The following is a 20,981-nucleotide window of genomic DNA, read 5'->3' on the forward strand; positions in this document are numbered from 1 at the left end:
TGCCCCTTAAGAACCAACTATTATGAAAAAATGGACATCCCTCGTGTCCCTGTGTGCCCTATTTTTTGGGTTTAGTATGCATGCGCAGGACAATGCAATTGAATTTAAGTTCGATAATTTAATTTCAAAATTACCTTCGGAAAAATCTATTTTAGAACGAACGGAAAGCTTTGAAAACCATTCTAGTTTGTTAAATGCATTAAGAGCGGTTAATTTGGATAAAGTCTTAAATTATAATGGGGAGTTTACTGTCTTTGCGCCCTCTAATCTCGCATTTGAAAAACTTTCAAAATCAACATTGGATAAATTGTTTGATCCGGAAAATAAAAGGACCTTAAAGGCGATGCTTTCTTATCATATCATTGCAGATAAATTATCGGCATCTAGTATACTTAAAGCAATGTGTAGAGGAAATGGCATAGCTAAATTTACGACCATACAAGGCGATGAAATTACGGCTTCAATGCAAGGTATTGATATTGTCTTAACCGATAAATTTGGTAATCATGCTATGATTACTACGGCAGACTCAAATCAATCAAACGGCATCATTCATGAGATTGATACCGTTTTTGTTCCTGAAAAAATGTTGTAGTTACCTTAGACTAGCACCTAAATTACGTTCGTAGCTATTTTGTAGCTTGGACATAATTTTTTCTATTTGCTTTTCGGTCAAAGTACTCTTGTCATCTTGCAAGGTAAAGCTTACGGCATAGGATTTTTTCCCTTCCGGTAAATTTTTTCCTTCGTACACATCAAACAAGGTCATATCCTTTAAATATTTTCTTTCTGCACTGAAAGCAAGTTCATGCAGTTCACGATATGTAGCTTTTTGATCAAGTAGAAGGGCAAAATCCCTTTTTACTTCAGGGTGTTTAGGGATTTCCTTGTACTTTACGGGCGTGGTATTAATTTGCTTTAAAATAGTGCCCCAGTCAAAATCCGCAAATAATACATCTTGCTTAATGTCAAAATGTTTTAATATGGACTTTTTAACCAATCCAAATGATACCAACGAGTTCTTCTTATAGGTAAATGTTAGCCCCTCTGAAAAGATAGGGGAAGATGTAGGTTCACTTTTTAAATTGTCTAACCCCAATCTTAATAGTACTGATTGGACAATTGATTTTAATTCGAAAAAATTAGTTGCCATTGCTTTACTTGTCCAGCTATCCGGTGCAGTGTTGCCGGTTAATAAGATGCTCAGATATTTAGGCTCAATTCTTTTATCACCTTTTGCATAATATGTTTTTCCGAACTCGAATAATTTAAGGCTAGCACGTCTACGGTTTATGTTGTAGCTAGCAGCTTCCAATGCTGAAAATAGAGATGTTCTTCTTAAAATTGATAGGTCACCGCTTAAAGGGTTAATGATTTCAATTGACCTATATTCATCTTCATCAGATTCAATTAATGTAGTATATTCAGGGTTGGTCAAGCTATTGGTTAAAATTTCATTATAACCTTTAGATGCCAGTGAATTACCAATAGTGCTTTGTATTTTATGGTCTGCAGCAGCGGTAGTGGTTGCAATAGAGGCGTTTAGTTTTTGGCTAAATGCAACGTTGTTGTAACCATATACCCTTAAAATTTCTTCTATGACATCAACTTGTCTTTGTACGTCTACTCTGTAAGAAGGTACTTCAAGACCCATGCCGGCTTCAGTTACGTTCTTTACCTTAATGTCCAAAGAAGCCAATATAGATTTAATGGTATCTTGAGGAATTTCTTGTCCAATTAACTTATTGATTTTTTCAAAAGCAAGAAATACTTCAAAATTAGGCTGTTTCTTAGGGTAGAGGTCATAAATGTCAGAGGTAATTTCTCCTCCTGCAATTTCTTTGATTAAAAGTGCGGCACGTTTTAAGCTGTACTCCACATTTTCAATGTCAATACCACGCTCAAACCTAAACGAAGCATCAGTATTTAGGCCGTGTCTTTTCGCTGATTTTCTAATAGATACGGGGTTAAAATAGGCGCTCTCTAAGAAAATAGATGTTGTTTCTTCAGTTACACCAGAACCCAAACCGCCAAAAACGCCTGCCAAGCACAATGGCTTTTCGGTGTCACAAATCATTAAATCGTCTTCATGAAGTGTTCTTTCAACTCCGTCCAAAGTGGTAAACTTAGTGCCTTTAGCTAAGGTTTGAACAATAATCTTATTGCCTTTTATTTTAGCTGCATCAAAAGCGTGTAAAGGTTGCCCAAGCTCATGTAGTACGTAATTGGTGGCATCTACTACATTGTTTTTAGGAGTTAATCCTATGGCTTTTAATCTATTCTGTAACCAAGTAGGAGAGGGCTGTATGATTAGATTGCTAATCGTAATTCCGCAATAACGAGGTGCTAATTCGGTTTTAACTACATCTACATCAATCTTTAATGATCGGTCATTAATATTAAAGTGACTAGTAGAAGGGGTAATCAGTTCTTTGGTAATTTCTTTTTGTTTTAAGCCTGCTTTAAGGTCTCTTGCAACACCAAAATGGCTCATGGCGTCTGCACGGTTAGGTGTTAAGCCAATTTCGAATACTTCGTCTTCTTCAATAGCAAAGATATCGGCACAAGGTGTACCAGGTTTTAGGTCCTTTTCTAAAACCATAATTCCATCATGGCTATCACCAAGACCTAGTTCGTCTTCGGCGCAGATCATACCAAAACTTTCTTCGCCCCTTATTTTACCTTTTTTAATGGTCCATGCTTCGCCCTCCGAAGTATATAGTGTAGTGCCTATAGTAGCTACAGGTACTTTTTGCCCGGCAGCTACGTTTTTAGCTCCGCAAACAATTTGGACAGGGGCATCTAAACCTATGTCAACCTTGGTCACCTTAAGTTTATCGGCGTTTGTATGCTTTTCACAACTTAAAACGTGTCCTACAACAATACCTTTTAATCCGCCTTTTACAGATTCAAATTTTTCAATTCCTTCGACCTCTAAACCCAAATCCGTTAAAAGTTCACCGGTTTTTTGTGATTCCCAATCTATTTGTATGAACTGTTTAAGCCAGTTATATGATATTTTCATTCAAAACATTTATAGGCCGCAAAGATAAAACAATGCCCTAATACATTCAATAAGCTATGAAGTCTTTATTTTAATTTTTAATTCTGCCTTTTTAATTGTTTATTAGAAGTTCTTTAAATAATAAAATATGAGAATAAGTATTGCAGTACTTTTTGTGTTCATGGTATTAGTAGGTTGTAAAGAAGAAAAGGTGGTTAAAAACTTAGCTGAGGGCAATTGGTTGGTTGAGCTAGAAGTAATGGATAACCAAGTGTTACCTTTTAACTTAAAAGTTGAAAAGAACATAAATGGTGATTATGAAATGAATATTATAAATGCCGATGAAGTTATACGAATAGATGAAGTGGAAGTTAAGGGAGATTCTATTTTTATGTATACACCGGTTTTTGAAGGATATTTGGCGGGCACTTTTACAGATAGTACCATTGAGGGGCAATTTATTAAAGAAAGTCTAGATAGGATAGTTCCTTTTAAGGCAATTCATGGTGTTAATGAAAGGTTTAAGGTTGCAAATAAGAAAGGCAAGGAGAACGTTACCGGCATATGGGAAACTTATTTTAGTCCTAATTTGGAAGAAGAATACGTAGGTAAAGGTATTTTTTTGCAGGAAGGACATAAGGTAACCGGAACGTTTAGAACCACTACGGGAGACTATAGGTTTTTAGATGGTGTAATGGATGGCGATTCTCTTAAATTATCTGCATTTGATGGTGCCCATGCTTTTCTGTTTACCGCAAAAGTTACGGACTCTAGTATGAATGGTGTTTTCTATTCTGGAAATCATTTTAAAGAGCCATTTGTGGCTACTAGAAATGATGATTTTGAACTACCGGATCCAGATTCACTTACATTTTTGAACGAAGGTTATGATAAATTGGCATTTACCTTTCCGGATAGTAATGGCGATAAGGTTTCATTGTCAGATGATAGATTTCATAACAAGGTCGTTATTGTGCAATTAATGGGAACCTGGTGCCCAAATTGTCTAGATGAAACAAAGTTTCTAGTGGAATATATGGCTGAAAATAAAGATATAGAAGTCATAGGGCTAGCTTTTGAGTCGGCAAAAACAGAAGATAAAGCCTTTAAAGGCATTCAGCGTCTAAAAGATAGAATAGGGGTGGGTTACCCAATTTTACTTGCGCAATACGGTACTTACGATAAATTAAAAGCGCAAGAAAAACTACCTATGCTTAATCATGTGCTGTCGTATCCCACAACCATTTTTATCGATAAAAAAGGTAATGTTAGGAAAATTCATACCGGTTTCAACGGGCCGGCAACAGGGGAGAAGTATATTGAATTTAAAAAGGAGTTCAATGAATTGGTGACCCAATTAAATAATGAGTAGCTTAGATAATGGTAGATTTACCTAAGCCTATGTTTTCATCGTTAATATTAAAACTACCATCTAATTCCATAATATTATCGGCAATAAAGTCACCAACATAATTGGTCCCATATTTAGAGCTTCCTAATATATCTGGTGTTACTATTTTTTTAGAAAAAGATTTTAAGACCGCTGCTACTACTGCATCAGATTCCTCGTTCATTTTAAAATGTTGCAATAGCATTGCGACGCTTAAAATAGAGGCTACTGGATTTGCAATGTTTTTACCGGCTGCATCAGGGTAAGATCCATGAATAGGTTCAAACATGGCATGCTCTAGCCCAACTGAAGCAGAAGGCAGTAACCCAATAGATCCGGCAATAACGCTTCCTTGGTCAGATAGTATATCGCCAAACATATTGTCGGTCAATATAACATCGAACTGTGATGGGTTTAAAATCATCTGAACCGCAGCATTATCAATAAACAGGCAATTCAATTCCACATCTGGATAACTTTCAGAAATAGCACGAACTACGCGTCTCCATAAACGAGATGTTTCAAGAACATTGGCCTTGTCAACCAATGTTACCTTCTTCTTTCTTGACCTGGCAGATTTGAAGGCTAGGTGGGCTATCCTACTGATTTCAGACTCAGTGTAAGTACAAGTGTCCGTTGCTGAATTTTTATCTTCATCATTGGATTTGTTACCATAATAGATTCCGCCTGATAATTCCCTGAAAATAATTAGGTCGGTATTTTGAACTTGTGTCTTTGAAAGTGGTGATTGCCTAACCAATGAAGGGAACACCTTTACGGGTCTAATATTGGCAAACAGCCCTAATTTTTTCCGTAATTTCAAAAGACCTTGTTCTGGCCATACTTTGGCTTTAGGATTGTCATCAAATTCAGGAAGGCCCAAAGCACCAAAAAGAGTAGCATCTGTACTTTTGCAAAGTTTTAAAGTTTCTTTAGGTAAAGGGCTGCCTGTCTGCTTAATGGCTGATGCACCAATTAGACCGTTCTTAAATGTAAAACTATGCCCAAAAGTTTCTTCAACAGAACGCAGGCACTTTATAGTTTGTGCAACAACCTCTGGTCCAATACCATCTCCCTCTAAAACAGCAATGTCTAAATGCATAATTAGCTTATACTTTGTAAATCTATTTTTGAGGTCTCAATTATTTGATGAATGTCATCGTCTTTCACCTCTTTTTTAACGTCGGCATATTTCAAGAACTCTTGGTATACTTGGTCTAGTTGTGTTTTGGTTAATTCGTAACCCACAATTTTTGCTCTATAAGCCAAGGCTGCTCTACCACTTCTGGCGGTCAACACAATTGAAGATTCTGTGACACCTACATCTGCAGGGTCTATAATTTCATAGGTCTCCCTATTTTTAATTACTCCATCTTGGTGAATTCCAGAACTGTGGGCAAAGGCATTGGCTCCAACAATCGCTTTGTTCGGTTGAACCATCATTCCCATTTTATTGGAAACCATTAAGCTAGTGTCGTATAACAATTTGCTGTTTATACTGGTGTCTAAATTTAAATCCGGGTGCTGACGCATAATCATGACCACTTCTTCTAAAGAAGTATTACCAGCTCTTTCTCCAATTCCGTTTATGGTGCATTCTATTTGTCTGGCACCATTGATTACACCTGCAATTGAATTGGCGGTCGCTAAACCTAAATCGTTGTGGCAATGGCAAGAAAGTGTTGCTTTCTCAATTCCTTTTACGTTTTCACGAAGGTATTTCATTTTTGCTCCGTATTCGTCGGGCAAACAATAACCAGTGGTATCAGGTATATTCAATACAGTGGCTCCTGCCTTTATTACGGCTTCACATACACGTGCTAAAAACTCATTGTCCGTTCTACCGGCATCTTCAGCATAGAATTCAACATCTTCTACAAAAGTTTTGGCATAACTGACCGCAGCCACTGCACGTTCTATTATAGCGTCCCTATTTGAGTTGAACTTGAATTTTATATGAGAATCAGATGTGCCTATACCTGTATGTATTCTGGGCATTTTGGCATACTTAAGTGCTTCCGCGGCTACTTCAATGTCATTTTTTACCGCTCTTGTTAAGCCACAAACAGTTGCATTTTTTACAAGTTTGGATATAGCTTCCACAGATTGGAAATCTCCTGGACTAGATACGGGAAAACCGGCCTCAATCACATTTACACCCAAAATATCTAGGCGTTCAGCGATGACCAATTTTTGTTCCCTGTCTAGTTTGCAGCCAGGTACTTGTTCTCCATCTCTTAAAGTAGTGTCAAATATTTGTACGATATCTTTACTCATATAATTTACGTAGTTTTACTCGTCAAACGAATATATAACCTAAAACACAAAACATACTAATTTTGTGAACATGTTTACAACGTTAAGTCAGTTTTTTAGGTATATAAAACATTGAATTACAATTCTTTAAACTATTATTTTTACGATGACAAATGCGCATAAAGATGCTTTGTTCGTTCTGGTTAAATCACTTTCTAAATCTGAGAAGCGTCAATTTAAGCTTTACGTGGGTAGATTAGGTGTGAATACCGATGCCAAATTTTTAGCTCTGTTCAATTTATTGGATAAAATTAAACAATATGATGAGAAAACAATACTAGAAAGTGGGATTGTTAAAAAAGCTCAGCTTTCTAACCTAAAAGCTCATCTATATAAACAGATTTTGGTGAGCCTTAGATTAAATCCGGTTAACCAGAATATAAGGGTTCAAATAAGGGAGCAATTGGATTTTGCTACAATTCTATATCAGAAAGGCCTTTATAAACAAAGCCTGAAAATATTGGATAAGGTAAAAGCAATAGCAATTGAAAATGAAGAGAAGAATATTGCCTATGAGATAGTTGAGTTGGAAAAAATCATTGAAACGCAATATATAACCCGTAGTATTCCTGATCGTGCAGATGAACTTGCAATACAGGCAAAAGAATTGTCTGGGCATAATGTTATGACCAGTAAACTATCTAACCTTTCATTACAACTTTATGGGATGATGTTAAAGGTTGGCTACGTTAGAAGTAATGAAGATTTTCAAAAGGTAAAAACCTATTTTAATGACCATTTACCGCTATACAACATAGAAGACTTAGGTTTTAGAGAAAAATTATGGTTGTACAAGGCCCACTTATGGTACAGTTTTTTAACGCAAGACTTCTTGTCTTGTTTTAAATATGCTAGCAAATGGGTAGATCTTTTTTATGATCATAAAGATATGATCTATTTAAACCCGGTATTCTTCTTAAAAGGCAATCATTATTTGCTAGAATCTCTTTTTTATGTGCAATATAGTTCTCAATTCAAAGAAGTGCTTGAGCGTTTAGAAACTACCATTAAGGAAAAGAACTTTCCAGATAACGACAATATCAATTCATTAGCGTTTATGTATTTAAATGCCAACAAATTGAATTTGCATTTTTTGGAAGGCAACTTTGAAAAAGGATTGTATTTGGTAAAAATTATTGAATACGGAATTAACAAGCACAGAGATAGGATAGATGTGCATCATGTAATGGTTTTGTATTATAAAATAGCATGTCTGTATTTTGGAATTGGTGACAATAAAACGTGTATTCAATACTTGAAAAAAATCATTGATAACAAGAATTTAAAAATGCGTGAAGATTTAATGTGCTTTGCTAGGGTTTTAAGTTTAGTTGCTCATTATGAGGCAGGGATGGACTATCATTTGGAAATTCAATTAAAGAGTACATATAAGTTTCTCTTAAAAATGAACGATATGCATGCCGTACAAAAGGAGATGATAAAGTTCTTAAGAAGTCTTGGTGGTATTTATCCAAACCAATTGAAGTCGGAGTTTCAGAAATTGTATACGGAGCTTAAAAAATATGAGCATCATCCATATGAGAAAAGAGCATTTTTATATTTAGATATCCTGTCTTGGTTAGAAAGTCACCTACAGAATAAATCAGTTTCAGAAATTATACGTGAAAAAGCCTTGGCAAGAACACGATAAGAAAGTGATGAGAAAATGAAAAATAACCATTTTCAACATTTATTGGAAATCAATTTGGCCATGCTGTTTATTTCCACATCGGGGGCATTGGGTAGATATGTACAGTTGCCGGTGCCAGTGGCAATAGGTGCGCGGGCTATTTTGGCATTTATTGCATTGTTTTTGTATTGTAAATGGAAGGGGTTTGGTTTAAAAATAGATAAAAAAGATACAGGGGTTATCTTATTAAGTGGGTTATTAATGGGCACTCATTGGATCGCCTATTTCTATGCTTTAAAATTATCCAACGTAGCCATTGGCATGCTATCTATCTTCACTTATCCTGTAATTACGGCTTTGCTAGAACCAGTTCTCTTAAAAACCAAATTTCAGCTGGTACATATTTTACTGGCTGTTCTGGTGTTAACCGGAATGTATTTTCTTAGTCCAACTTTAAATTTTGAAGATTCATATACAATAGCTATAGGCTTTGGTGTGTTTTCTGCTTTGGCCTATGCGTTAAGAAACATTCTTTTAAAAAAGAAAGTTTCAAAGTATAATGGGTCAATGTTAATGACCTACCAAACAGCAATAGTTGGGGTGCTATTATTTCCATTTTTATTTACGGTTACTTCAGGGGCCATTGTGGCTCAGTGGCACGTGCTTGTGGCCTTAGCTATATTGACTACAGCTATTGGGCATACCTTATTTTTAATGACATTTAAACATTTTAATATTACTACGGTAAGTATTTTGAGTAGTATTCAACCTGTTTACGGGATTATAATAGGAGCAATTTTTCTTTCTGAAATACCAAGGGGCACAACTATTATTGGAGGTATACTAATATTAAGTTCTGTGGTTATAGAAAGTATACGTTCAAAAAAAGCTACCTAAGTAACTTATTTGTTCTGGGAGTTGATGCCAGGTGTACTTGCTCCAAATTGATTAATGATATTATCTCCAAATTTGGTGAATTGCTCGTTTTTTGCCATTTCCCTAACCTTTGCAGGATCAAAATCTCCATTGAAATATAAAAAGGACCCGGTTTGGTTGTCGTTATTGTAAATCAAGATTTCCTTGACTAAATTTTTTCTTTCACGAACAGATACTACATTTCGTTTAAGTTCATCGTTCTTACGAAATATCTCTATGAATGAATTTCCGGTAATACCATTCATCTGCTGATTTAAAAATTGAGTGCGACTAGTAGTTGTACTAGGGAATTGCATATATCTTAAATCTTTGGTGTTACCTACCACAGCTTTCATTTCTGGTGAAATTTCACTGATCATGGTAAGCATAAATTGTGGTACTCGAATCGCTGTAACCTGATTATCGTTTTTGTGCGCGTTGTAGAATGAATCAATTGAATTATAGCTGCTGCAAGACGTAATTAGTAAGAAAACGCTTAAAATCGATAATTTCTTTATCATGGTCATAGTGTTTTCCTTAAAAATAGTGAAATTAAAGACATGCATTCCAAATAGGGTCATTTGGTGGTGGGGCAATGATCTCTAAAGGTTCTTTTTTTACAGGATGTGTTAAACGTAATTTTCTGGCGTGTAAATGTATACTGCCATCATCATTACTTCTATTGAAACCATATTTTAAATCGCCCTTAATTGGCGAGCCAATAGCGCTTAATTGTGATCTAATTTGGTGGTGTCTACCTGTTTCCAAATCAATCTGCAAAAGAAAGTAATGGTTAAGCTTTTTTATAGTTTTGTAGGTAAGCATCGCTTTTTTACTATCGGGAACCTCTTTAATGTTTGCGTAAGATTTATTTTGCTTTGTATTTCTTTTCATCCAGTGAACCAGCCTTTTTTCCGGTTCTTTAGGGTTATTTTTAACAATTGCCCAATATGTTTTCTTTGCATCTTTTTCAGCAAACATCTTATTCAATCTTGGTAGGGCTTTTGATGTCTTTGCGAACACCACAATACCAGATGTAGGTCTATCTAAACGATGAACTACACCTAAATATACATTACCAGGTTTATTGTATTTAATTTTTAAATATGCCTTAACGGTATCGCTAAGAGGTTGGTCTCCGGTTTTGTCGCCCTGTACAATATCACCAGGTCGCTTATTAATGATGATAAGGTGATTGTCTTCAAAAAGTACTTGAAGATTGTCTACGGTAGAATGTGTTTTTTTTGACAAAGAATATGATGATAATAATTAGTATTGCTCGTCATCATTAGGGAAATCTTGGCTTTTTACATCGCTGACGTAATTGGAGATGGCATTTCCCATTTCTTCATAAAGATTCATATATCTACGTAAAAAACGTGGGTTGAATTCATGTGTCATTCCTAAAAGATCATGAACAACCAATACCTGACCATCTGCATATTTACCACCACCGATACCTATGGTAGGTATGGTCAAATTTTCAGAGACTTGCTTTGTGAGCATTGCAGGTATTTTTTCTAGAACTATACCAAAGCAACCCAGTTTTTGAAGTAGTTTGGCATCTTCCATTAATTTCTCTGCTTCTTCCTCTTCCTTGGCACGAACGGTATATGTTCCAAACTTATAGATGGATTGTGGTGTAAGGCCCAAATGGCCCATTACCGGAATACCGGCTGCAAGTATTCTTTTAACGGATTCCTTAATTTCTGCACCACCCTCAAGCTTTACAGCATGGGCACCACTTTCTTTCATAATTCTAATTGCCGATCGCAAAGCTTCCTTAGGGTCGCTTTGGTAGCTTCCAAAAGGTAAATCTACAACCACTAACGCACGGTCAATAGCTCTAATAACAGAAGAAGCATGATAAATCATTTGATCTAAAGTAATAGGTAAAGTAGTTTCATGACCCGCCATGACATTACTGGCAGAATCACCAACCAAAATAACATCGACTTTGGCAGCATCTACAATTTTGGCCATTGAATAGTCATATGCTGTAAGCATGGAGATTTTTTCTCCGTTCTTCTTCATATCCACTAAAGATTTGACCGTAACTCTTTTGTATTCTTTTTTAGCTGTTGACATAACTTAATTTTGGTTTTGCGCCATAAAAGTAAGGAGTTTTAATGAGACTAAGCACTCCCTAATTAGAATCCATTTGAAAAGTCATCATTCATATTTTACCTATTTTTACCGTAAATAACTTTTCAAAAGAATAACAATGAAATATTTCTCTTTGCTATTGATGCTTTTTATGATAAATGCAGTAAATGCGCAAATAGACGAAGAGGTAAAGGTTAAGTATGCCGTTGAGACTTTTTTTTATGCTTTTAATGGCAAAAATGAATTTGCCATGAAAGGCGTTGTTGACCCCGATGTTAAAATGCAAACTGTAAATTTAAATGTGCTGGGTAAAATGAGTATTCGGGATAATAACTTTAACGACATAATTAATTTTATGATTACCACGCCTGATTCCATTACCTTTCACGAAAAAGTACTAGACTATAAAATTCAAATAGATGGCGGCATGGCCCATGTTTGGGCGCCGTACGAATTTTGGTACAAAGGTGAATTCAGTCATTGTGGTGTTAATTCATTTCAATTGTTTAAAGAGAAAGATGCCTGGAAAATAATCTACCTAATAGATTCTAGAAGAAGAGAGGACTGTGATCCGGTTTCAGAATAAATAATTATATGTTATTTCCAAGGTCTAGAATTTGAGGCATCGGCTGAAGGGAAATCTTTAGGAATTTCCTGTGTTACTACTCCCGTTGCCGCCCATTCAGATCCTCGTTGAAGCGTAGTTATAAAGCCTGTACATTCCATAGAATAATCAAAGTGTCCTAGTGTGGAGTGAAAAACACGACCCTTACCATAATTTATGGCCATTAATTGTGGTACGTGTTGTCCTAAGCCGGTAACATTGGGGTCCCATGGTGGAGCATTCTTTTCAACATCGGCATATGCCGTGGCTAGTATAGTCGCATTTTCAAATGGTCCTCTCATACGTTCGTACATTTCATCTGGTGTGTGCAACCATTTTTCAGGTAAACCTTTCATGATAGGATGTTCCGCTGCCCTTGTAGTAATTTGAAATTCGTATTCTGGTCCATGAGAACCGCAAACACCAACTACGGTATCTTTTATGATTTCTCCTTGTTCATTATAGTATACGTAAGGTCCTGATTTTTCATCACGGCCGCCCCATGCACCTAATCCGATCATTTTATTGTATTCTTCCCATTCTCCCCATGCATTATCTGCAGCATGTATAACCACAAGTCCTCCTCCATTTTTCATATAACTTTCAAAAGCTTCCCTAGTTTTAACGGGCCATAAAGGAGAATCGGCACCAAGGTTGGAAATGATAACATCATAATTATCAAAATTGAATGAAAAGTCTGATGTTTTAATAGGGCTGTGAGAAGTTTGATATGTTTTATCTTTCAAAGGGTAGGTCTCAATAAAAGATTCATAAGCTTCGGGGCGTGTTTTATTATATTTTATTCCTAACCATATAGAGTCCATTCTTTCAATATCTACTGTAAATAAATTGGTCTGTTCTAAATAGTCCTTTAACATCATCGTTGTTTTTGGCCACACGTAATGGTTGTTCTGTCCGTCAATAATAAGGGCTTTTATTTTTTTAGGTGACTGTATATGTTCGGCTATTTCTTTCTTTTTTTCTCCGCAAGAAATAAATAGAAAACTAAAAAAGGCAATTGCCATTATATTTTTCATGTTGATGGATTAAGGTTGTGTACAAATATTGTCACTAAATGTACATGAAGTAGACTAGATAACAAAAATCAATATTGACTTCATTGGTTGTAAAAAGTAAGTTCTTATTTGCTGATCATCAAAACTGATCTTAAATTAGCGATGCATAAAAGTTGAAAACAATGAAAATATTAGGAATAGGCTCTAGAATATCACATACGGAATTTGGTAATGGTGTAATTACAAACGTATCCAGTAATATGTATTGGGTGACATTTATGGATAGTGGTTTAGAAACTATTGATATAGATTCTGACTACGAGGTAATTGAGGCAATTGAAAATGAAGTGGATACGGTTAGTTTTTTTGAAGTGGAAAGTTCATTGGTCTCCATTTTACAAAAATGGAGCGACGCTACCCAGCGTGTTGCCATAGCCGATAAATGGAAAGGTGGAAATTTAATATTAGAACCAGGTGAGGCTGGTTTAAGTAATAAAGAGATACCTATAAATACTTTTTTTCATAAAATAGTGATGGTTCGTGATCGTATACGTGTTATGGAGCAAAAAATAAATTCCAGTAAAAATTTAGATGATCAGGAGAAGATAGATCTTCAACAATACATTACCCGTATCTATGGCAGTCTAACAACCTTTAATGTGTTGTTTAAAGCTAAAAGCGATCATTTTGTGGGTGATAAGGGGAGCAAATAAGCTGCTCAATGGAAATATGTTATTTCTGGATATAAAGTGATTTTAAGATTTCATATTGTTTTTTAACAATAGCTTCGTTTAAACCATGGGCTGCATTGGAGACTAAAACATATTCTTTTTTTGGAGCCCTGATTTTTTCAAAATAAGATTGATTTAATTTTTTTGAACAAAGAATATCACCTTCACCTTGTATTAAGATGACAGGTAGGTGAAAAGATTGTGCCGTTTTGTTGAAATTAATGTCCTGAACCATTGATTTTATACCAAGATCCACATCGCCAACAAGGTTTAAAAATGAATAATCATCTCCGTTGTAGCGGTCTTTACTGTCTTGGTTGTTTTCATATGCAGGATCTATTTTGAACCATGAAGTTGGAGCAGGGGCAGCGTTTTCTTTTTCATACTGTTTGGTTATACGTAATAGTTGACCATAGGTTTTGGCTTTTGAATAAGGAGGTGGTCCTAAATCTTTAAGTTTTAAAATTATGGATTCATCTTTTTTTGTTTGTGCTATTTGGTGCACTTCTGAATAGGCATTTTTAATGTTTTCTGAAAAGTGGACAAATTGTGCATGGCCAATATACGCATGAAATAAACTTGGATTCTTTTGAGCCATTAAGGTACCAAGAATTGATCCCCAAGAGGTACCTATTAGTATGATTTTGTTTTTGTTAAAGCGCTCAAGTAAGTATGTTGAGACCGCAATACCATCATCGGTCATTTCTGCAATGGAAAGCGGGTTGTTCTGATAAAATGTTTCATTGACTTCTTCTGGAGCATTTTTTCCAAATGTTTTGCCGGCTCCGCGTTGGTCCCAATGTACAAGGGTGAACTCTTTTTCCCAATTGGTAAATGGCTCATCCTTGTAATGGCTCATTGTGCTACCCGGTCCACCGTGTACAAATAAAATAATTGGATTGGTGATATCGTTGCCGTTAATGGTTATCCATTGTTCAATACCACCAATGGTTATAAATTGTTCTTCTGATATTTTGGTTTGACCAGCAACCATATTAAATAATAAAAGTATAACACTAAGTGGTAATGGTTTTAAAAGCATTTTAAGGATGGATTGATGATGAATACTTTAAGATACAAAGATGTGAGCAATTTTTTAATTATGTTGTGTGCATTTTTAAGTTTAATAAAAATTCGATATTTACTATTTTCTGTTAAGATTTAAGGTTCGGTTGTAAACCGTAATACTGTTTTTAACTTACTTTCAGGCGTTTTCCTGAAATCGGACAAGTAGATTTCCTTGTGGACTTTAGACTTTCTCTTAAGCCCTTTATTCTTGGCAAATGTTTCCATTATTTTAAATGTTTCGTCTTCCTTGTCAAAACTGCCCATGTGCAACATTTGAATACAATCACCTTCATCAATTGTCTTGAATTTTACCTTGTCAAGCACTTTTTGAGGCTTTTTATTCTTTACAAGTTCAAGCATTTCATTAAAGAAATCACTTGTAATGAAAGCGGGTTGCCGTATCATTAACTCAAAAACCAATTCATCTTTATTGATTTCTCCGGTGAAATTTAATTTTGCTTTTTCAGAGATGTCCCAAAAACCTTCTAAAGGGTAAACTGTCCAATCCATATAATTGTTTGGTAATAGTTCCATTTGTTTTAGGTTCATTTTAATTGTGTAAGCCGTACTGTATAAAGTTTGTATGTGTTCTTGAAAAAGTTTGCTGTTAGGGTTACCAGAACCCTTAATAGTGATATATTGAAATTGCGGAATGGTAATAAGTACAGGTTCCTTTTTAGGAAGGTAAATATTCTTTTCTTTTTTTCGCCATTCGTGTTTAAGGGAGTGCGCCATATAAACAAAGTAAATAAATATGTACAAAGGTTGCGTTTAAAAATATCTAAATGAATTATAAAAGTAACCGCAGTGTTTATGCAAACAGAAAGTTATGTCTCATTTCAGCCTAGTTTTGATATATTTTTTTGGAACTATAGTTTTTTGATAATCATTGGTTATTTTAGGATTAAAATTATTTTATGGGACAGATTATAACATTTGGCGAAGTTTTAATGCGAATATCACCACGCGGCAATAAGAAATTTGTGCAATCTAATATTGTGGAATTTTATTTTGGAGGAACAGAACTGAACGTTGGTATATCCATTTCTAATTTTGGAGGAAAAGTTAAGCATATTAGTGCTGTTTCAGATGATTTTATTGGTGATACAGCAATGACCTATATTCAAAAATTTGGTGTAGATACTTCCGCTATCGTAAAATCAAAAAGACCTCTTGGCGTCTACTTTTTAGAGGTAGGTGCGGTAATTAGACCTAGTATGATCTCTTATAACCGTTCACATTCGGCATTCTCAGAAATTGAACCATCTAAGGTAAATTGGGAAACGGCTTTAGAGGATGGTGAATGGATGCATTGGACCGGTATTACACCTGCGCTGTCAAAAGGTGCTTATGACTTGCTAAAAGACGGTTTAAAACTGGCAAGAGAAAAAGGGATGGCGGTTTCTGCAGATCCAACTTATCGTAGTGGACTTTGGAAATATGGACAAGATCCTAAAGAAGCTTTGATCGATCTTTTAAATTATTCAACAATTTTTATAGGCGGAGTAAATGAAATTAATGAAGTTTTAGGAACTAACTTTGGCTATGATAATGAAGATTTCATTGAAGCAAGTAAACAGTTGATTCTTGAATTTCCGAGTATTGAAAAGGTTTTTGATAAAATCAGAACTTCTTTAAATTCATCATGGCACAAAATAAGAGCTAGAATGTGGAACGGTCAAGAATTTAGGGAAACTGAAGATATTGATATTACACATGTTGTAGATCGTATTGGGACTGGAGATGCATTTGCTGCAGGGTTAATTTACGGACTTCAGCAATATGATGATTATAAGGCTATGGAATTTGCAAGCGCAGCATGTGCTTTAAAACATACGTATGAAGGGGATGTTAATTTTGCGACGGTGAGCGAGGTGAATAATATTATTGCCGGAAATGTAACGGGTAGGTTGGTTCGGTAAATGCTATTTTGCCAACATTGATTAAATTGGTTTTATCAAATAAAATACTATCGTTTACACGTTAGCTAGTTGCGGTTATTTTAATGCTGCCGGTTATAGTACATGATTGTTTTATGGTATTATAAATGGTACCATACTTCTCAATATTCTTTTTCAAAAGCGATTTGTTTATTGCGTCATCATCACTATAAATGGTTAAAGAGTACTCAATGTAATTCATTCTTGAGGGGTTTTCTAGTCTTACCGCAGATACTTCTAAAGATGTTTTCTGGTAATCAAATTTCATCATCATAGAAAAACGTTCCACATTTTTGAGCATACAGGCAGCAAACGAACTCAAAAATAGTTCCGCTGGATTAGGGAGTGTATTTGTCGTTTTAGCGGTTGTCCCAAAATCAATAACGGATTCTTTTACATGGATGGTGGCATCGTTCTTTGATTGTGAAGTGGCAAGTATGCTGTAATTCATCTTGAAATAATTTAAAGTAAAGTATTTGGTATATCTTTCTTTTAACTCATTCAAAATTATACCTGTAGAAGCAAATAATTACTGACAAATATCATCTTCATCTATCTACTTCAAGTACTAGTTTTTGTTTAAGTTAATTAACGTTCAAAAAATCTAGGATAAGCTTAGCAATTTCCCTTGTCTTTTCTTCAGCGGCAAAATGTCCGGCATCTAGTAAGTGTATTTCTGCGTTTGGTAGGTCCCGTAAATAGGCTTCGGCTCCTTTATAGTTGAATTTCACATCTTTTTTACCCCAGGCAATTAATGTTTTCGGTTGGTTTTTCTTTAGCATTTGTTGCCATTTTGGATATCTCAATAAGTTCGTGTAGTAATCTTGAAAAAGTTGTACTTGAATTTTGCGATCTTTTTCAGATGATAAAAAAGCCAAATCATGTACCCAAGCATCTGGACTTTGGGCGTTTATATTGGAGCTGTCTAGGTCAAACAAGTATTGTTTGTTGATTATGGCATCTCTACCGGTTAAACTATATAAAAAATCAACATTCTTTTGTGAGCTGTCTATCTGTGCGGATTTAAAAAATTCTTGTCGTTGTATAGTTAGCCCATCTAAATATACATTGGCATTTTGAACTATTAGGGCTTCAATTCTGTCGGGATTATTCATCATTAATCTATATCCAACAGGTGCTCCAAAATCTTGCATATACATAACGTATGTGCCAATATTTAATTTATTAAGTAATCTTTCAGTGTAATCTGCTAATAAATCAAACGTATATGTAATATGATCAGGATCTAAATGTGTACTAAAACCTGAACCTAAATTATCGGGAGCGATAACATGATATTGTGTTGCCAACATAGGAATTAAATTTCTATACGTATGTGAAGAAGACGGGTAGCCATGCAAAAGTACAATGGTAGGTTTGTTTTTGAAACCCGCTTCCCTGTAGAACAACTTTACACTATCAATGTTCATATAGTTGTAAGTTGTGGCAGGTGAAAAAAAGTAATTTGTGCTTTTAGGTTTAACGTAAAGCTGGGTCGAGTCGTTACAAGCGAATATGAACAAGGTCATAATTACCATTGCAAGTTTATATTTCATTACTTCAGTTTAAAAATTAGATATGTTAAATTGTTTAAAACCCACTAACTAAGTCAATGGTTGGGACAAAATGCAATGAGTATGGTAACTTAATATAAAACCATAACCCTTGTAACTTAGGGTTATGGTTAAATTTTAAATGTAATATTAGTTTCTACCAGCCATTACTCCACCATCGGTATCCCATATGGCACCAGTAACCCAAGAGGCTTTATCTGATAATAGGAAAACAATACTATTGGCAATATCTTCTGATTCACCAAAACGTCCAATGGGGTGAAAACCGTTAAAACCAACTAAGGCTTCCTTTGCAGCGGTCTCGCTACCAAAAACTCCATGATATACCGGTGTGTTGACTAAAGCAGGGGACACAGCATTTACACGAATGTTATCATCTGCCAACTCCATCGCTAAGTGTTGGGTAAGAGAGTGTAAACCTGCCTTTTGCATTGAGTATGCCGAAGATGGTGTTGCTTTTACCGCTTGTTTGGCCCACATAGAGCCCACATTAACTATAGAGCCACCATTGGTGTCTTTCATTTTCTTGGCAGCACTTTGTGTAATAAAAAAGAACCCTCTATTAAGGTCTAAATAAGAGTTGTAATCTTCCATAGTGTGGTCTAAAAATGGTTTAGGACCAAATATACCGGATGCATTCACTAAATAGTCCAAGTTTTCCAGAGCATCAATTTCGGCTATTAAAGCATCTACATCGGCTATGTTAGATATGTTTGCCGTATGTTTTATCAAATTTGGTGCGTCGTCAATTTTATCGGTATTTCTTCCAACGACATGTACAGTGGCACCACCAGCCAATAAAGCTTTAGAGGTTGCATATCCAATTCCACTTGTTCCGCCAATTACTAGGGCTACTTTGTTTTCTAAATTTTCCATAATAGTTTTTATTTATAAATAATGATTAATTCTAATTCCAGTTTTTGTTAAACACACACTGTATAGTTTTTTGTTATTACTTGATTTTTACGCTTAAACTTTAATATTGAAAGAGGATTATGTTTGTAATTCATGTTATTAATGCTAGTTAAAGAAATGAAAAGTGTTTAAAACAGACAGACAAGTCTGTCTGTAATAGGTAAATTTTTTTACTCCAATATTTTTATGCACAAATTTTTAGATTCAGTAATTGGCCAATCTTGTTGATGTAAATGACTTTCACCTACCGCGCTTTCATAAAGTAAGTAAATTTGCCTTGCAAGGGTAGGCGCTTCATTACTAGTTAGATAATTCAAATTATTGACAATTAATTTTTCAATTTCCGCAATAAATTCTTTTTTTTGAGATTGAATTTCATTTCTAATGAGTTCGTTTTCTTTAGGAATTTCAGATACGGTTTTTATACACCAACAGCCATTAAAATCTTTTTCTTGGTAAAACATTTGTAAGAAATCAAATATGGCTAATATTTGATTTTTGCCTTTAGGTTTAGATGTGGTAAAAGACTCAAAATCTTTTAGAAAATTATGATTCTTGTATTGAAGATATGCTAAACAAATTTCTTCTTTTGATTTAAAATGATTGTATAAGGTAGCTTTTGCAATACCAGCTTCTGAAATAATTTCATTGATACCAGTTGAATTGTAACCGTTCTTATAGAATAGATAAGAAGCAGTTTCTGTAATTCTTTTTTTAACCTCGGCATGTTTCATATTGCAAATATATACAAATTTATTAAAACAGACAGACTTGTCTGTTTTTTTTATGAATTTTGAATATTCAGACTGGATTCTACATTATAAGTAAAAGCTGATATTAGCGTAGAATATATAGCGATTATTTACCTGTTAAGATGGCTAGTTTAGATGGAAATTAATAATAAAGTAACTCTAAACTAACACGAAATAATAATACAATATGAGTTTAAGCTATGATACTTTTTTCTCCGATAAGTATTTCCAATAACGCTTAGGTACATGTTGCACATGTAGTTTTGTATTAATACGAGATTTAATGGTGGTACTTTTAAAATAATTGTTCCAAAGGTCCTGATATTCAAATTCTTCATCGGTGAACACAGAACTTTTTTTAAGTGTATTTGAATGTATATTGGTTAAATCTAGCGAAATGATTTCAACAGTATGTAAATCATAGAAGATTCCGTATTTACGTTTTACATCATAAATGATCCACTGTTGGTCTGCGTATCTATTTCTAAAATGTTTGGAGATTAAAGGTATAACATCAAAATCTGGTTCTATGTTTGCAAAATAGACATCATCTTTTGTTAGTTGAAAACGTACAAAAGCTTCCATACGGTGTTTTTCTCTCCCTACTTTATGTGCAAGTTGATTGATTTTTAAAACTCCGTCATCGCTAAAATCTGTAGAACCGTAATATTTACTGCCCATAAGTTTTTGAATATAATGATAGAGTAGGGCTTCAATATTATTGTGCTCGCTTAGAAAGGAAAAATAGATGTTCTTTATTGCTGTATTACTCTTTTTTTGAACACCATTCCATACTCGTTGTGCTTTTTCAACATTGGTGAAAATGGTTTCATTTTCTGCAAAAAGTCCGCTTTGTAGCTGATTGTTCTTCTGAATATCTGCATGCGTTAATTTCTGCTCAAATCCGGAGAAAACAGCAGTTAAAAATCCGTTGATACTGCCATCGTAAATTAAGGTTTTAGAAGCGTTCATAACTATAGTTTTAAAAGTTGAAGAAAAAGATTCTAGAAATTATTTTAA

General features: G+C 34.7%; 21 protein-coding genes. 7 read left to right on the forward strand and 14 right to left on the reverse strand.

Annotation, left to right across the window (positions count from 1 at the left end):
- Positions 1 to 22: 22 nt before the first annotated feature.
- Positions 23 to 595 (forward strand): fasciclin domain-containing protein, encoded by a 573-nt coding sequence (locus tag VBZ51_RS10485; protein ID WP_058102927.1) that lies wholly within the window; start codon positions 23 to 25, stop codon positions 593 to 595.
- Here the strand turns inward: VBZ51_RS10485 and pheT are convergent, their stop codons facing one another.
- Positions 596 to 3,025, reverse strand: a complete 2,430-nt coding sequence (pheT, locus tag VBZ51_RS10490; RefSeq protein WP_416576882.1) for a phenylalanine--tRNA ligase subunit beta — start codon at positions 3,023 to 3,025, stop codon at positions 596 to 598.
- Between the two features lie 127 nt (positions 3,026 to 3,152).
- Here pheT and VBZ51_RS10495 point away from each other — a divergent pair, with 127 nt between their 5' ends.
- Positions 3,153 to 4,376, forward strand: a complete 1,224-nt coding sequence (locus VBZ51_RS10495) for a TlpA family protein disulfide reductase (protein WP_099193011.1) — start codon at positions 3,153 to 3,155, stop codon at positions 4,374 to 4,376.
- A 1-nt stretch (position 4,377) separates the two neighbouring features.
- Here the strand turns inward: VBZ51_RS10495 and leuB are convergent, their stop codons facing one another.
- A complete protein-coding gene (leuB, locus tag VBZ51_RS10500; protein WP_416576883.1) occupies positions 4,378 to 5,496 on the reverse strand; it encodes a 3-isopropylmalate dehydrogenase in 1,119 nt (372 codons plus the stop codon).
- Between the two features lie 2 nt (positions 5,497 to 5,498).
- On the reverse strand, positions 5,499 to 6,671 hold the full coding sequence (locus VBZ51_RS10505) for a 2-isopropylmalate synthase (protein WP_074674129.1): 1,173 nt from the start codon (positions 6,669 to 6,671) through the stop codon (positions 5,499 to 5,501).
- Positions 6,672 to 6,816: 145 nt separating this feature from the next.
- Between VBZ51_RS10505 and VBZ51_RS10510 the strand changes: the two genes are divergently transcribed.
- Entirely contained in the window at positions 6,817 to 8,361 is a 1,545-nt protein-coding gene (locus VBZ51_RS10510) for a hypothetical protein (RefSeq protein ID WP_091603825.1), read from the forward strand.
- Between the two features lie 15 nt (positions 8,362 to 8,376).
- Positions 8,377 to 9,237 (forward strand): DMT family transporter, encoded by an 861-nt coding sequence (locus tag VBZ51_RS10515; RefSeq protein WP_416576884.1) that lies wholly within the window; start codon positions 8,377 to 8,379, stop codon positions 9,235 to 9,237.
- A gap of 5 nt (positions 9,238 to 9,242) precedes the next feature.
- Here VBZ51_RS10515 and VBZ51_RS10520 read toward each other — a convergent pair whose 3' ends face one another.
- From VBZ51_RS10520 to panB, 3 genes are read right to left on the reverse strand one after another with little or no spacing between them, the layout of a single operon-like run.
- Positions 9,243 to 9,776: a DUF4252 domain-containing protein gene (locus tag VBZ51_RS10520; RefSeq protein ID WP_305521083.1), complete on the reverse strand. Its 534-nt coding sequence runs from the start codon at positions 9,774 to 9,776 to the stop codon at positions 9,243 to 9,245.
- A 31-nt stretch (positions 9,777 to 9,807) separates the two neighbouring features.
- The gene (locus VBZ51_RS10525) at positions 9,808 to 10,506 is read right to left on the reverse strand and encodes an RluA family pseudouridine synthase (RefSeq protein ID WP_074674125.1); all 699 of its coding nucleotides are present in this window, start codon (positions 10,504 to 10,506) and stop codon (positions 9,808 to 9,810) included.
- An 18-nt stretch (positions 10,507 to 10,524) separates the two neighbouring features.
- Complete coding sequence (gene panB / locus VBZ51_RS10530) at positions 10,525 to 11,343, reverse strand: 3-methyl-2-oxobutanoate hydroxymethyltransferase (RefSeq protein WP_058102919.1); 819 nt, start codon at positions 11,341 to 11,343, stop codon at positions 10,525 to 10,527.
- Between the two features lie 136 nt (positions 11,344 to 11,479).
- Between panB and VBZ51_RS10535 the strand changes: the two genes are divergently transcribed.
- Positions 11,480 to 11,947 carry a nuclear transport factor 2 family protein gene (locus VBZ51_RS10535; RefSeq protein WP_215998145.1) on the forward strand — a complete coding sequence of 156 codons (468 nt, stop codon included), beginning with the start codon at positions 11,480 to 11,482 and terminating at the stop codon, positions 11,945 to 11,947.
- A gap of 11 nt (positions 11,948 to 11,958) precedes the next feature.
- On the opposite strand, the gene VBZ51_RS10540 is transcribed toward VBZ51_RS10535, so the two are convergent.
- Positions 11,959 to 13,002: a ThuA domain-containing protein gene (locus VBZ51_RS10540; RefSeq protein ID WP_416576885.1), complete on the reverse strand. Its 1,044-nt coding sequence runs from the start codon at positions 13,000 to 13,002 to the stop codon at positions 11,959 to 11,961.
- 161 nt (positions 13,003 to 13,163) lie between these two features.
- On the opposite strand from VBZ51_RS10540, the gene VBZ51_RS10545 reads away from it, so the two are divergent.
- Positions 13,164 to 13,694 (forward strand): hypothetical protein, encoded by a 531-nt coding sequence (locus VBZ51_RS10545; protein WP_416576886.1) that lies wholly within the window; start codon positions 13,164 to 13,166, stop codon positions 13,692 to 13,694.
- 19 nt (positions 13,695 to 13,713) lie between these two features.
- Here the strand turns inward: VBZ51_RS10545 and VBZ51_RS10550 are convergent, their stop codons facing one another.
- Both VBZ51_RS10550 and VBZ51_RS10555 read right to left on the reverse strand, forming a co-directional pair.
- Positions 13,714 to 14,754, reverse strand: coding sequence for an alpha/beta hydrolase (locus tag VBZ51_RS10550; RefSeq protein ID WP_416576887.1), 1,041 nt, complete (start codon positions 14,752 to 14,754; stop codon positions 13,714 to 13,716).
- A 119-nt stretch (positions 14,755 to 14,873) separates the two neighbouring features.
- Positions 14,874 to 15,515 carry a GyrI-like domain-containing protein gene (locus VBZ51_RS10555; protein ID WP_416576888.1) on the reverse strand — a complete coding sequence of 214 codons (642 nt, stop codon included), beginning with the start codon at positions 15,513 to 15,515 and terminating at the stop codon, positions 14,874 to 14,876.
- Positions 15,516 to 15,697: 182 nt separating this feature from the next.
- Here VBZ51_RS10555 and VBZ51_RS10560 point away from each other — a divergent pair, with 182 nt between their 5' ends.
- Positions 15,698 to 16,702, forward strand: coding sequence for a sugar kinase (locus VBZ51_RS10560; RefSeq protein WP_416576889.1), 1,005 nt, complete (start codon positions 15,698 to 15,700; stop codon positions 16,700 to 16,702).
- Positions 16,703 to 16,763: 61 nt separating this feature from the next.
- On the opposite strand, the gene VBZ51_RS10565 is transcribed toward VBZ51_RS10560, so the two are convergent.
- The 5 genes from VBZ51_RS10565 to VBZ51_RS10585 all read right to left on the reverse strand — a co-directional run bounded on the left by VBZ51_RS10565 (position 16,764) and on the right by VBZ51_RS10585 (position 20,933).
- Complete coding sequence (locus VBZ51_RS10565) at positions 16,764 to 17,171, reverse strand: OsmC family protein (RefSeq protein ID WP_416576890.1); 408 nt, start codon at positions 17,169 to 17,171, stop codon at positions 16,764 to 16,766.
- Between the two features lie 133 nt (positions 17,172 to 17,304).
- Positions 17,305 to 18,276, reverse strand: a complete 972-nt coding sequence (locus tag VBZ51_RS10570; protein ID WP_416576891.1) for an alpha/beta fold hydrolase — start codon at positions 18,274 to 18,276, stop codon at positions 17,305 to 17,307.
- 147 nt (positions 18,277 to 18,423) lie between these two features.
- Positions 18,424 to 19,170 (reverse strand): SDR family NAD(P)-dependent oxidoreductase, encoded by a 747-nt coding sequence (locus tag VBZ51_RS10575; protein ID WP_058102911.1) that lies wholly within the window; start codon positions 19,168 to 19,170, stop codon positions 18,424 to 18,426.
- A 209-nt stretch (positions 19,171 to 19,379) separates the two neighbouring features.
- Positions 19,380 to 19,943: a TetR/AcrR family transcriptional regulator gene (locus VBZ51_RS10580; protein ID WP_416576892.1), complete on the reverse strand. Its 564-nt coding sequence runs from the start codon at positions 19,941 to 19,943 to the stop codon at positions 19,380 to 19,382.
- 216 nt (positions 19,944 to 20,159) lie between these two features.
- Positions 20,160 to 20,933, reverse strand: coding sequence for a TIGR03915 family putative DNA repair protein (locus VBZ51_RS10585; protein WP_416576893.1), 774 nt, complete (start codon positions 20,931 to 20,933; stop codon positions 20,160 to 20,162).
- Positions 20,934 to 20,981 lie beyond the last annotated feature (48 nt).

The sequence above is a fragment of the Maribacter sp. HS genome (assembly GCF_048059195.1).
Taxonomy (GTDB): Bacteria; Bacteroidota; Bacteroidia; order Flavobacteriales; family Flavobacteriaceae; genus Maribacter; species Maribacter dokdonensis.